9 protein-coding genes are annotated in these 12,962 nt (G+C 72.0%); 2 read left to right on the plus strand and 7 right to left on the minus strand.

All coding sequences use genetic code 11. The features are described 5' to 3' along the window. Positions 1–77 precede the first annotated feature (77 nt). Both ACFZA0_RS27305 and ACFZA0_RS27310 read right to left on the minus strand, forming a co-directional pair. Positions 78–737, minus strand: a complete 660-nt coding sequence (locus ACFZA0_RS27305; protein WP_391021723.1) for a histidine phosphatase family protein — start codon at positions 735–737, stop codon at positions 78–80. Between the two features lie 164 nt (positions 738–901). Then, positions 902–1,507 (minus strand): DUF4937 domain-containing protein, encoded by a 606-nt coding sequence (locus ACFZA0_RS27310; protein ID WP_391021725.1) that lies wholly within the window; start codon positions 1,505–1,507, stop codon positions 902–904. A 217-nt stretch (positions 1,508–1,724) separates the two neighbouring features. Between ACFZA0_RS27310 and ACFZA0_RS27315 the strand changes: the two genes are divergently transcribed. Continuing rightward, positions 1,725–2,258: a TerD family protein gene (locus tag ACFZA0_RS27315; protein WP_391021727.1), complete on the plus strand. Its 534-nt coding sequence runs from the start codon at positions 1,725–1,727 to the stop codon at positions 2,256–2,258. Between the two features lie 109 nt (positions 2,259–2,367). Here the strand turns inward: ACFZA0_RS27315 and ACFZA0_RS27320 are convergent, their stop codons facing one another. Together ACFZA0_RS27320 and nrdR are read right to left on the minus strand one after the other, a co-directional pair. Further along, positions 2,368–5,274, minus strand: a complete 2,907-nt coding sequence (locus ACFZA0_RS27320; protein ID WP_391021729.1) for a vitamin B12-dependent ribonucleotide reductase — start codon at positions 5,272–5,274, stop codon at positions 2,368–2,370. Between the two features lie 157 nt (positions 5,275–5,431). Next, entirely contained in the window at positions 5,432–5,983 is a 552-nt protein-coding gene (gene nrdR, locus ACFZA0_RS27325) for a transcriptional regulator NrdR (protein WP_391021731.1), read from the minus strand. A gap of 565 nt (positions 5,984–6,548) precedes the next feature. On the opposite strand from nrdR, the gene lexA reads away from it, so the two are divergent. Then, the gene (lexA, locus tag ACFZA0_RS27330) at positions 6,549–7,328 is read left to right on the plus strand and encodes a transcriptional repressor LexA (RefSeq protein WP_391021733.1); all 780 of its coding nucleotides are present in this window, start codon (positions 6,549–6,551) and stop codon (positions 7,326–7,328) included. A gap of 222 nt (positions 7,329–7,550) precedes the next feature. Here the strand turns inward: lexA and ACFZA0_RS27335 are convergent, their stop codons facing one another. The 3 genes from ACFZA0_RS27335 to ACFZA0_RS27345 form a co-directional block, all read right to left on the minus strand. After that, the gene (locus tag ACFZA0_RS27335) at positions 7,551–9,641 is read right to left on the minus strand and encodes a helicase C-terminal domain-containing protein (protein ID WP_391021735.1); all 2,091 of its coding nucleotides are present in this window, start codon (positions 9,639–9,641) and stop codon (positions 7,551–7,553) included. A 187-nt stretch (positions 9,642–9,828) separates the two neighbouring features. Then, positions 9,829–10,587: a GNAT family N-acetyltransferase gene (locus ACFZA0_RS27340; RefSeq protein WP_391021737.1), complete on the minus strand. Its 759-nt coding sequence runs from the start codon at positions 10,585–10,587 to the stop codon at positions 9,829–9,831. Positions 10,588–10,643: 56 nt separating this feature from the next. Beyond that, positions 10,644–12,707, minus strand: coding sequence for an IucA/IucC family protein (locus ACFZA0_RS27345; protein WP_391021739.1), 2,064 nt, complete (start codon positions 12,705–12,707; stop codon positions 10,644–10,646). Between the last annotated feature and the right edge of the window lie 255 nt (positions 12,708–12,962).

Raw genomic sequence — 12,962 nt, forward strand, 5'->3', positions numbered from 1 at the left:
GCTCCTGTCGTGTCCTCGTCGCGGACCGGCACCGGTGGCCCCGGTGTCCGAACCGGTCGCCCCGGTGTCCGTCCCCGTCATCCGGTGGCCCAGAACGGCGACGGGTCCCGCCATTGGTCGAACGGGCGGTCGAGAGCGTACTTGCCGTCGTCCCCGAGCACGAGCATCCGCATCTCCCCGTTCCCGGGGTTGGACAGGGACTCGAACTCGCCGACCGTCCAGTGGAACCACCGCATGCAGAACAGCCGCATGGCCAGGCCGTGGGTCACCAGGAGCACGTTGGGCGGGTGGTCCGGGGCCTCGAAACTGCGGAAGAGGCTCTCCAGGAAGCCGCCCACTCTGTCGTACACGTCCGCGCCGGACTCCCCCTGCGCGAAGCGGTAGAAGAAGTGGCCGTAGGCGTCCCGGTACGCCTTCTGGAGCCGTACGTCGTCCCGGTCCTGCCAGTTGCCCCAGTCCTGCTCGCGCAGCCGGGGCTCCTCGCGCACGCGCACCTGGCCGGGGTCGAGGTGGAAGGCGTGGAAGGTCTCGTGGGTGCGGCGGTACGGGGAGACGTACACGCTGACGCCCTCGTGGCCGAAGGTCTCGCGCAGCCGTCTGCCGGTCGCCTCCGCCTGCCGTCTGCCGAGCTCGGTGAGGGGCAGCGCGTGGTCGGGCTCCCGCTCGTACACGGTGTCGTCGAGGTTCCCGGTGGACTCGCCGTGCCGGACAAGGACGATGCGCCGTGGTCGTGCCATGCCAAGAACCCTAGTTCGGGACACGCCCCGACGAGCACTCGGGCGGCCTCCATACGGCGTAGGTCACACGCCGGCGCGACGGCACGGACGGGCCCACGCCCTCCCCCTCGGCCCCGGCTTCGCGAACGGCTCCGTCCGGGACCGCGGGCGGCCCCGGGCACCGGTCAGACCGTCCAGCTCGGCTCCAGTTCCACGATGTCGCCGGTGAGCGCGGCGACGTCGGTTTCCGTCTGGGCGCGCAGGGCGAGCCGTTCGACGCGCTCGGCGCGGTACTTGCCGTGTTCGGCGGCGACCTGCCACATCGACAGCACCAGGAACTCGTTGCCGGGAGCCTCGCCGAACAGGCCGCGGATCATGCCGGGGGAACCGGCCATCGCCGGGTTCCAGACCTTCTCCTGCATGAGGGTGAAGTGCTCGGCACGCTCCTCGTGGACCCGGCAGTGCGCCACGCGGACGAGGTCGCTCTCGGTGAAGCGCGGTTCGAAGCCGGTCTTCACGTCGAAGCGGTGGTCGAACAGCTTGACCTGCGCGTCCTTGAACGTGCCGGCCTGGGAGGCGGCCAGCCGGTCGTGGGAGCGGGCCATGAAGGAGTCGTAGAAGGCCCGGCTCTCCCAGAAGGAGAAGACGTGGGCCACACCGGGCCGCTGCCGGCTCCACCCACCGCCCTGCCCCCGGAAGCCCGGTTCCCCCGGCAGCCCCGCCCACTTCCGCTGTCCGCGTTCGAAACCGCGGCGGTCGACCACGGTGCAGCGAATCCACTTGACCAGCACCGCGCCATCGTACGGCCCAGGGCGTGGCCTTGGTCACTGTCCCGGGCAGAGCGCTCCGCGCAAGCGTCGACGCGTACATGGCACGATGGTCAAGTTGCCCCCGCCACGCGGTGGTTGGGGTACCGCGGCGGACACGGACCGGTCGGCGCACGACGGCCGTCCCGGTGCGGGTCCCGGGAACGCGGGAACGCGGGAATCCAGAGAAGGGGACAAGCCGGTGAACGGCCTCAACAAGGGGATCCGCAAGGTCGAAGTCGCGCTGAAGTGGGACCCCAGTCCGGCGGGTGAGCCGGACACCGACCTCGACATCGTCGCGGCGACCTACACGGCGGACGACTCGCACGGCGATCCGTCCTACCTCGTCTACTTCGACAGCCGTTCGCCCGACGGCACGATCTACCTGAACCGCGACAGCAAGGACGGCAAGGGCTTCGGCTGGGACGAGGTCATGACGCTGGAGCTGGACCGGCTGGGCGAGCGGTACGTGCGCGTGGTCGTCGGCGTCGTGATCCAACAGCAGTCCACGCACCGGACGTTCGTGAACGTCCTGAACCCCGGTGTGCGCATCCGCGAGGGCTACACGGTGCTGGCCGAGGAGGACTTCGGCGCGTTCCTCGGCTCGACGGCCGTCACGGTCGGCGAGTTCGAGCGGGAGGGCGCCGGAAGCTGGACGTTCCACCCCTACATGCGGGGCTCGGAGGACGACCCGACGACCTTCACCCGCAACATGGGCCGCGAACAGCGCCCTTGAGGGCCGAACCCGCCAACACCACGCAACGCGGAGGGCGGTGGGACCGGAAATCCGGTCCCACCGCCCTCCGCGTTCGCCTCACGCCCTACGGGCGCGGAACGTCAACCGCTCAGCTGCAGCCGCTCGTCGAGCCGCAGCCCTCGCAGATGTAGCAGGAGCCGGCCCGCTGCATCTTGGTGCCGCAGGAGAAGCAGAGCGGGGCGTCGGCCTGGATGCCGAGCTGCATCTCGACCAGCTCGGCGCTGGTGTGCGCCTGCTGCGGGGCGGGCTTGGCCGCCTCGGTCCTGGCCTTCGGCGTGACGACGGCCTTCAGCTCCTTGGCCGGGGCGAGCGGCGCCGACTGCGAGAAGCCCTCGACGTCGACCTCCTCCTCGACCAGGTCCGGCTCGTAGGAACCGGTGTCCAGGTGGCGCTGGCGCTCCTCGGCGGAGTGGATGCCGAGCGCGGACCGCGTCTCGAACGGCAGGAAGTCGAGCGCCAGGCGGCGGAAGATGTAGTCGACGATCGACTGCGCCATCCGCACGTCGGGGTCGTCCGTCATGCCGGCCGGCTCGAAGCGCATGTTGGTGAACTTCGAGACGTACGTCTCCAGCGGCACCCCGTACTGGAGGCCGACCGAGACGGCGATGGAGAAGGCGTCCATCATGCCCGCGAGGGTGGAACCCTGCTTGGACATCTTCAGGAAGACCTCGCCCAGACCGTCGTCCGGGTAGGAGTTGGCGGTCATGTACCCCTCGGCGCCACCGACCGTGAAGGACGTGGTGATGCCGGGACGGCCCTTGGGCAGACGCTTGCGGACCGGGCGGTACTCGACGACCTTCTCGACGGCCGAGCGGATCGTCTCCTCGGTGCGCGCGGTCACCTCGGTCTTCTCCGCCTCCTTCTTCTTGGCGGAGAGCGGCTGGCCGACCTTGCAGTTGTCGCGGTAGATGGCGAGCGCCTTGACGCCCATCTTCCACGCCTCGAAGTAGACCTCCTCGACGTCCTCGACGGTCGCCGTCTCCGGCAGGTTGACCGTCTTGGACAGGGCGCCGGAGATCCACGGCTGGATGGCCGCCATCATCCGGACGTGGCCCATCGCGGAGATGGAACGCTCGCCCATCGCGCAGTCGAAGACCTCGTAGTGCTCCGGCTTGAGGCCGGGGGCGTCGATCACGTTGCCGTTCTCGGCGATGTGGGCGACGACCGCCTCGATCTGCTCCTCCTGGTAGCCCAGGCGGCGCAGGGCCTGCGGGACGGTGCCGTTGACGATCTGCATCGAGCCGCCGCCGACCAGCTTCTTGAACTTGACCAGCGCGAGGTCGGGTTCGAGGCCGGTGGTGTCGCAGGACATCGCGAGACCGATTGTGCCGGTCGGGGCGATGACCGAGGCCTGCGCGTTGCGGAAGCCGTTGGTCTCGCCGAGGCGGACCACGTCCTGCCAGGCCTCCGTCGCCGCGGCCCAGATCGGGCTGTCCAGGTCGTCCATGCGGACGGCCGTGGTGTTGGCGTCGGCGTGCTGCTTCATGACGCGCTGGTGCGGCTGCGCGTTGCGGGCGTAACCGTCGTACGGGCCGACGACCGCGGCGAGCTCGGCGGAGCGCTTGTACGAGGTGCCGGTCATCAGGGAGGTGATGGCACCGGCGAGGGCGCGGCCGCCGTCGGAGTCGTACGCGTGGCCGGTCGCCATCAGCAGGGCGCCGAGGTTGGCGTAGCCGATGCCGAGCTGGCGGAAGGCGCGGGTGTTCTCACCGATCTTCTCGGTGGGGAAGTCCGCGAAGCAGATCGAGATGTCCATCGCGGTGATGACCAGCTCGACGACCTTGGCGAAACGCTCCACCTCGAAGGACTGGTGGCCCTTGCCGTCGTCCTTGAGGAACTTCATGAGGTTCAGCGAGGCGAGGTTGCAGGACGTGTTGTCCAGGTGCATGTACTCGCTGCACGGGTTCGAGCCGTTGATGCGGCCGGACTCCGGGCAGGTGTGCCAGGCGTTGATGGTGTCGTCGTACTGGATGCCGGGGTCGGCACAGGCCCAGGCGGCCTCCGCCATCTTCCGGAACAGCGACTTCGCCTCGACCTCTTCGATGACCTCGCCGGTCATCCGGGCGCGCAGCCCGAACTTGCCGCCCGCCTCGACCGCCTTCATGAACTCGTCGTTCACGCGGACCGAGTTGTTGGCGTTCTGGTACTGGACGGACGTGATGTCGTCGCCGCCCAGGTCCATGTCGAAGCCCGCGTCGCGCAGGGCGCGGATCTTCTCCTCCTCCGAGACCTTGGTCTGGATGAAGTCCTCGATGTCGGGGTGGTCGACGTCGAGGATGACCATCTTGGCCGCGCGGCGGGTGGCGCCGCCCGACTTGATCGTCCCGGCGGACGCGTCGGCGCCGCGCATGAAGGAGACGGGACCGGAGGCGTTGCCGCCGGAGGAGAGGAGCTCCTTGGAGGAGCGGATCCGCGAGAGGTTCAGGCCGGCGCCCGAACCGCCCTTGAAGATCATGCCCTCTTCCTTGTACCAGTCGAGGATCGACTCCATGGAGTCGTCGACGGCGAGGATGAAGCAGGCGGAGACCTGCTGGGGCTGCGGGGTGCCCACGTTGAACCACACGGGGCTGTTGAAGCTGAAGATCTGGTGCAGGAGGGCGTACGCCAGCTCGTGCTCGAAGATCTCGGCGTCGGCGGGCGAGGTGAAGTACTTGTTGTCCTCGCCGGCCTTCCGGTAGGTCTTCACGATGCGGTCGATCAGCTGCCTCAGGCTGACCTCGCGCTGCGGGGTGCCGACGGCCCCGCGGAAGTACTTGCTGGTGACGATGTTGACCGCGTTCACCGACCAGAACTCGGGGAACTCGACGCCACGCTGCTCGAAGTTCACCGAGCCGTCGCGCCAGTTGGTCATGACGACGTCCCGGCTCGCCCACTCCACCTCGTCGTACGGATGCACGCCGGGGGTGGTGTGGATGCGCTCGATCCGCAGGCCCTTGGCGCTCTTGGTGCCCTTGGTACGGGAACCTCGTGCCGGACCGCTCGCCGTCTCTGTCATGCCGCCTCCCTCTACGGGCGAAAACGCCCTGAAGTGCCCCGATGTTCCCGGTGGCACGTGCTCTGTCATGTGTCGCGGGTCTTCCTCGCTGCCACCCGCGACAGGTCTTCTCGCCGCCGCACGGCGGGGCCCGGACACGCCTCCGGGCCGTCCGCCGTCAGTCGGCGGCACCCGCGGGCACGGGGACCTCGGGGGTCCCTCCGCGTCCGCGGTCGTCTTCCTGGTTCCCCGGGTCCGCGTCGCCGTCGGCCGCGCCGGGTTCCTGTGCCTGTTCCCGCAGTTCCGTGATCGCGGCCTCGAAGTCGTCGAGCGAGTCGAACGCCCGGTAGACGGAGGCGAACCGCAGATACGCCACGAGGTCGAGTTCCTGGAGGGGGCCGAGTATGGCCAGCCCGACGTCGTGGGTGGTCAGCTCGGCGCTGCCGGTGGCCCGGACCGCCTCCTCGACCCGCTGGCCCAGCAGGGCGAGCGCGTCCTCGGTGACGGGACGGCCCTGGCACGCCTTGCGCACGCCGTTGATGACCTTGGTGCGGCTGAACGGTTCGGTGACCCCGGACCGCTTGACCACCATGAGCGAACACGTCTCCACGGTCGTGAACCGACGGGAGCAGTCCGGGCACTGGCGGCGCCGGCGGATGGACGTGCCGTCGTCGGTCGTACGACTGTCGACGACACGGCTGTCGGGGTGCCTGCAGAAGGGGCAGTACATGGCTCTCCCAACCCTCCTCACAGCAGACTCGATGGCCTCGAAAGACCTCACGGGCCCCTCGAAGCAGCCCCAAGCATAGGCGATGCTCTCGGGCCTCAGGACCCGGGTCACCACAACTTCTGGGCCGCTGCGGCAATCCAACCACTACATGTGGGGATTGGCGCATGCAACACACCGAACGCGCCCAACGCCCGCGTCACACCGGGGGGCCGCGCCGACGGCCGCGCGGGCCACCCTTCGCCGCAGCAACACCCCGGGCCCCGGGGGCCTGATTGCGGAGATACGGTGAGCGTCCCGCAGCGGGCGCGCGGACAGCGGGATCCGGGGCGCGGCGGCCCCGGGGCCGGATGACAGACTGGCCCCGCGCCCCCTCCGAGGGGGCGCGTCCCGGCGGTGAAGAGTACAGCAATGGGCCTTTTGCCCGGCCGGGCACCGTACGGGCGTTACACCCGGACGCGTGATCGCGACAGGCCGTTCGTGTTTTTTCACTCGAACGTGTGTTTGGCGCAACCTTTCGAAAGCTACTACCGTTTGTCCAGCAGGGAGACCATCGAGAGGGGCCGACGTGACCACCACCGCAGACAGTGCCGCCATCAGTGCCCAGGACCGCTCCCAGGGCCGACTGGAGCCGGTACACGCGATGAACGAAGCCACGAGTCCCGAGGGGCACAAGCGCTCCCTGCCGGGCCGACCTCCAGGCATCCGTGCGGACAGCTCGGGACTCACCGACCGGCAGCGCCGGGTGATCGAGGTGATCCGGGACTCCGTGCAGCGGCGCGGCTACCCGCCGTCGATGCGCGAGATCGGACAGGCCGTCGGCCTCTCCAGCACCTCGTCCGTGGCGCACCAGCTGATGGCCCTGGAACGCAAGGGCTTCCTGCGCCGCGACCCGCACCGCCCCCGCGCCTACGAGGTGCGCGGCTCCGACCAGGCGGCCTCGGTGCAGCCGACGGACACCGCGGGCAAGCCGGCCGCGTCGTACGTCCCGCTGGTCGGCCGGATCGCGGCCGGTGGTCCGATCCTGGCGGAGGAGTCCGTCGAGGACGTCTTCCCGCTCCCCCGTCAACTCGTGGGCGACGGCGAGCTGTTCGTGCTGAAGGTCGTCGGCGACTCGATGATCGAGGCCGCGATCTGTGACGGCGACTGGGTCACCGTCCGCCGCCAGCCCGTCGCGGAGAACGGCGACATCGTGGCCGCCATGCTGGACGGCGAGGCGACGGTGAAGCGCTTCAAGCGCGAGGACGGCCACGTCTGGCTGCTCCCGCACAACTCGGCCTACGAGCCCATTCCCGGCGACGACGCGACGATCCTCGGCAAGGTGGTGGCCGTACTCCGCCGCGTCTGACCCCGCCCCCCAGACCGGGCCCCGGAACCACTGCGCCGGTTCCGGGGCCCTGCGCATGCCCTCACCGGAAGCCCCTCCGGGGGAAAGCCGACGACGGCGAGGAGGGGACGTGCCGGAGGTGTGCGCCCGGAGCGGCCGGTGCGTCAACCCCCGTCACAATCCAGGGCCTTGCCGAGCCGCACCGGTCCGAGGACGTACACCCCCGGCGCGGCCCCGCCCCCCTTACTCCCCCGCGAGCACCCCCGTCTCTTCCCCCGCCTCCTCCTCGACACCCACCGCGTCCGCCTGCTCCACGGTCTCGGCGGCGACCGGCGCCGCCTCCTCGCCGGCCGCCACCGCGGCCGCCTCCTCCGCCCTCGCCGCCGCGTCGATCGCGGACAGCGACCGCCGCACCTGGTTGCGGTCCGTCGTGTACCAGAAGTCGGGCAGCGAGGCCTTCAGGTAGCTGCCGTACCGGGCCGTCGCCAGCCGCTGGTCGAGCACGGCGACCACGCCGCGGTCCGCGGACGCCCGCACCAGCCGCCCCGCACCCTGGGCCATCAGCAGCGCCGCGTGGGTGGCGGCGACCGCCATGAACCCGTTGCCCCCGTTGTCCTCGACCGCCTTCTGCCGCGCGCTCATCAGCGGATCGTCGGGGCGCGGGAACGGGATCTTGTCCATGACCACCAACTGGCAGGACGGGCCCGGCACATCGACGCCCTGCCAGAGCGACAGGGTGCCGAACAGGCACGTCTTCGGGTCGGCGGCAAAGTTCTTGATCAGCTCGCCGAGCGTCTCCTCGCCCTGGAGCAGGATCGGGAACTCCGGTACGCGGGAACGGAGTTCCTCCGCGGCGAGCTGCGCGGCCCGCATCGAGGAGAACAGGCCGAGCGTCCGGCCGCCGGCCGCCTGGATCAGCTCGGTGAGTTCGTCGAGCATGTCGGCGCGGTCGCTGTCCCGCGCGGGACGCGCCAAGTGCTTTGCCACGTACAGGATTCCCTGCCGCGGGTAGTCGAACGGCGACCCGACGTCGACGCCCTTCCAGCGCGGCACGTCCTCGCCCTGCGTGCCCTCCGGGGAGAGGCCGAGGGAGGCGCCCACGCCGTTGAAGTCGCCGCCGAGCTTCAGGGTCGCCGAGGTGAGGACCACGGAGCGGTCGGTGAACAGCTTCTCCCGCAGCAGCCCGGACACGGACATGGGGGCGACGCGCAACGACGCCCCGAAGCGGTCGTGCCGCTCGTACCAGACGACGTCCCACTCCGAACCGTTGGTGATCCGCTCGGCGACGTCGTGGACGCTCTCCACGGAGGCCAGGGCCTGCTTGCGGACGGCGTCCTCGTCCTGCACGGACTTGTCGCGGGTCGCGCCGATGCCGGAGATGACCGTGCGGGCGGCGTCGCGCAGCGCCATGAGCGCGTACCCGAGGTCCTCGGGGATCTCCTCCAGGCGGCCGGGCAGGGCCAGCTCCATCAGCCGCTCGAAGCCCTCGGCGGCGCTCTGGAGCTGGTCGGCGGCCTTCTCGTTGACGAGCCTGGCCGCGCGCCGGACGGCCCGGTTGACCTGGCCGGGAGTCAGCTCGCCGGTGGCGACGCCGGTGACCCGGGAGACCAGTTCGTGCGCCTCGTCGACGATCAGCACCTCGTGCTGCGGCAGTACGGGGGCACCCTCGATGGCGTCGATGGCGAGCAGCGCGTGGTTGGTGACGACGACGTCGGCGAGCTTGGCCCGCTCCCGTGCCATCTCGGCGAAGCACTCCGCGCCGTACGCGCACTTGGAGGCGCCCAGGCACTCGCGGGAGGAGACGGAGATCTGCGCCCAGGCCCGGTCCGAGACGCCGGGGGTCAGGTCGTCGCGGTCGCCGTTCTCCGTCTCCTGCGACCAGTCGCGCAGGCGCAGCAGGTCCTGGCCGAGCTTGCTGGTGGGCGCCGCCGCCTCGAACTGGTCGAAGAGGCCCTCCTCCTCGTCCTGCGGCATGCCCTCGTGGAGCCGGTGCAGGCAGAGGTAGTTGCTGCGGCCCTTGAGCATCGCGAAGTCCGGCCGCCGGCGCAGCAGCGGCTGGAGCGCGTCCACGGTGCGGGGCAGGTCCCGCTCCACGAGCTGCCGCTGGAGCGCCAGGGTGGCGGTCGCGACGACCACGCGCTCCCCGTGCGCGAGCGCGGGCACGAGGTAGCCGAGGGACTTGCCGGTACCGGTGCCGGCCTGGATCAGCAGATGGGAGCCGTCGTCGACGGCCGCCTCCACCGCTTGGGCCATGGTCACCTGGCCGGGGCGCTCCGTGCCGCCGACGGCGGTGACGGCAGCATGCAGGAGTTCGGGGAGTGAGGGCTTCGTCATAGCGCGACCACCCTACGGCCCGCCGCCGACAACCGCCGGACGGAGCCCGGGAACCCCCTGAACGCGGTACGTGAGGTGACGGCGACGCACGGTGGCCGGCCGGGCCGCCCGCACCGTCCCCGCCGGGCGGTGCCTCGCCGGTGGACGGCGCGGGTGTCCGGCCGGGGGCCGCCGGACGCGGCGAATGTCACCGCGCGGGCCGGGCGGACCGTTCGCGGATCATCAGCGCGGCCCGCTTGTCCGGCAGGTCCAGCTCGGCGGAGCGGCGGAAGCCCGCGCCGAGGAAGGCGGCCACGGACGACGTGTTGCGGACGTCGGGTTCGGCGACCACCCGCGTGCAGGCCGGACGCCTGTCCAGCACGAGGGCCGCGACGGCCCCGAGCAGCGCCGTGCCGAGCCCCCGGCCGCGGTCGGCGGCGTCGCCGAGGAGAAGGTGCACGCCGGTGTCGTGCGGCCGGGCGGGATAGTGCCGGGCGAGTGGGTCGAGGTCGGCGCGGTAGAGCTCCCAGTAGCTCATCGGCCGCCCGTCCAGGACCCCGAGGCACGGCACGCTGCGCCCGTCGCCGTCGAGCTGGGCGCGCACGTGGTCGAGGGTGCGGCTCCCGGGGCCGTCCAGTTCCCAGAAGGCGGCGACCGCCGGATCGTTCATCCAGCGTGCCAGCAGGGCGAGTTCACGTTCGGGGACGACCGGCACCAGGCGGAGGGCACCGGCCTCGGAGATCACCTCGCCCCAGTTGCCGACGTCGTCGAGCAGGTCCGCAGCGCCCGTCCCGCTCGCCGGGCGCCCGAACCCGCCCGGCGGCAGCAGGAGTTCGAGGGTGTCCTCCTCGCCGCCCCGCGGCTCCCCGACGTCCGCCGGCTCCGCGCCGTCGCCGCCGGGGAGGGGCGGGCGTCCGGGGGCGGTGCGGTGGTCGGTACCGGTGCTGGGGGCGGCGGCGGGCTGCACGGTGCGGGCTCCCTACGGAGGGTCGGTCGGCGAACGGGGCTGCGGGGAGGGCGCGTTCAGGCACGCAGCGGATTGGCGACGGTGACGTAGACGGACTGGGTGTCGACGGGGCCCACGAGTTCGTCCAGGCCGCACAGCCGGGTCAGCAGGTTCGCCTTGCAGCGCAGCGTGGGCGAGTCGAGCAGCCTGGCGGCCAGCGGCGTGCGCAACTCCCGTGGTCCGCAGGCGACTTCGCCCAGGAACCGGCGGAAGGCGGCGAGCAGGAGACACTCGTCGGCGAGGCCCTGCGAGCCGAACGCCCCGATCAGGCCGCACACGTTGTTGAGGGCGAGGTAGTAGGCGAAGCGTTCGTCGGTCACGTCGTCGGAGACGAAGGTCTCGCTGCGCCCGCCGATGCCCGGCAGCAGGGCGTCGAGTTCGGCGCGGCGGGAGGCGCGGAAGTAGTAGCCCTGGTTGTCCCGGTACCGTCCGCCGCACGGCCAGCCGTCGGGGTCGAGCAGCACCAGGGTGTTCTGCTGGTGGGCCTCCAGCGCGATGCCCGCCTCCGCGTCCAGCCAGAGGACGGGCCGCACGACGTGCTCCAGGTAGCGCAGGAACCACTCCGCGGCGACCGCGCCGCGCGGCCGTCCGGTCCGGGCCGCGAGCCGGGTGACCACCTCGGCCAGCCGGGACCGCAGCGCTCCCGGTCCGGCGTCCGCGGGCCCCGGCCGGGGCGAGACCAGTCCGGCGACGCAGGACACGTCGTCCGAGGGGCGGAACGGGTTGTGCCGGATCACCACGTCCAGGCCGGGCACGGGGACGCCGTCGGGGTCGTCGACGGCCAGCCACGCCGGGTCGCGGACGATGTCGAAGCCGGGGTGGGCGGCATGCCACCGGCGGGCCAGCCCGCCGCGCAGGAGGCGGTGGACCTCCACCCCGCGGTGCAGCTCCTTGCGGAGGTTCTCCCGGCGGGAGTTGGTGATGCGCAGGCCCAGCGACAGCTTCAGCATGGCCGGCGCGTCCGGCCGGTGGACGGTGCGCACGGAGGACGTCGGGTACCAGGGAGCGCCGTGCCGGCCGAGGTCGCGCAGCAGCCCGGCGTCGAACAGGGCGGCCACGGAGGCCCGTTGGCGCACCTCGCGGAGCTGCCAGGGGTGCATCGGCAGGGCGGTGAACCCGGCGGGCAGCCGCATGTCGGCCCCGGCGGCCGGCCGCGCCGCGAGGAGGTCGGCGGGGACGCGTCGGCCGCGTTCGGTCCAGGCCGAGTCGGCGGCGACGAGGGAGGGGTCGACGCCGAGCCAGTGCAGTGCGAAGGATCCCCGCAACTCCGGTGAGTACAGCGGGCCTTCGGCCTCCGAGAGGCCCTCGCGGCTCTTGGGCGCGGGATGCAGCGGGTGGCCGAGCACGAGTGCCTGTTCGGCGGCCAGGAAGCGGTCGGGCGAATCGGTGCGGTCCCCCCGGCGCTCGCGCAGGAACACGGCGGTACGGCGTACGGAGTCGGTGACGCGGGCCGCGAGGTCCGTGACGTCCCCGCGGGTGACGGCACCGGGGGCGACGTCCGCGAGCCCGGCGCCCGGCAGGGCGTCGAGGGCCGGGGCTCCCTGGTGGACCGCGAGACGGCTCGGGGGTCCGGCCGCGTCCCCCCGGGCGGTGAGGGTCTCGCGGCCGAGGAGGGCGGCCACCGTCACCGCGTCGGCCGTCGCCGCGTCGGCGGGTGCGTACGCGAGCCGGGCGGGGCCGAAGCGGTGCAGGCCGGTGGGCGACCAGTAGCGGACCGGGACGAGGAGGGCGGTACCGCTGGCCGGGAGCGGCACGCGCAGAGTGCCCTGCTCGGGCTCGGGCAGCCCGGTCTCCCGCACCCAGCAGCGCAGCAGGTTCTCCACGGCCGCCGCCTGCGCCGCGGTGTGCGGGTCGGGGTGCTCCACGGGGTCGGGGCCGTGGAGCCGCTCGGCGAGCGCGGTCCTGCGCTGCTGGCGGGGCACGGACTCCGGGTGCCGACGCGGGGCGGCGGCCCGGCCGGGGGCGCTGAGCTCCGGCGCGGCCGGCCACGCCGGGGCGGGGGCGGGATCGGGCGCGGAGGCCGGGGCGGAAACGGGGGCGGGGGCGGGGGAACAGCCGTCGGATGCGGCGATGGCGTTCAAGGTGATTCCTCGGAGGGTCAGTGGCCTGCGGCGTGTGGCCCGCGGTGTGCGATCGGTTCGGTCGTGCGAGGACCGGGCGCAGGCGGCAGGCCCCCCGATCCTTATCAACAGCGCGCGGGCCGCCGGGTTACGGGCCCGTCCAAGATCCTTGCCGTGACGCAACCGTTGCTGTTCCGTCGACGCCCACCCACAGCGAACGCATAAGGTGTGGTGCCGTTCCCGGACACCGCAGGGCAGTTGGACCGGAGCCGGAAC

The sequence above is a fragment of the Streptomyces sp. NPDC008150 genome (assembly GCF_042956945.1).
In the GTDB taxonomy this organism is placed as follows: domain Bacteria; phylum Actinomycetota; class Actinomycetes; order Streptomycetales; family Streptomycetaceae; genus Streptomyces.

Excerpts from the sequence above, each read along its gene's own strand:
- ACFZA0_RS27305 (WP_391021723.1), bottom strand. The coding sequence starts at position 737 with ATGGCACGACCACGGCGCATCGTCCTTGTCCGGCACGGCGAGTCCACC.
- ACFZA0_RS27320 (WP_391021729.1), bottom strand. The coding sequence starts at position 5,274 with ATGACAGAGACGGCGAGCGGTCCGGCACGAGGTTCCCGTACCAAGGGC.
- nrdR (WP_391021731.1), bottom strand. The coding sequence starts at position 5,983 with ATGTACTGCCCCTTCTGCAGGCACCCCGACAGCCGTGTCGTCGACAGT.
- ACFZA0_RS27335 (WP_391021735.1), bottom strand. The coding sequence starts at position 9,641 with ATGACGAAGCCCTCACTCCCCGAACTCCTGCATGCTGCCGTCACCGCC.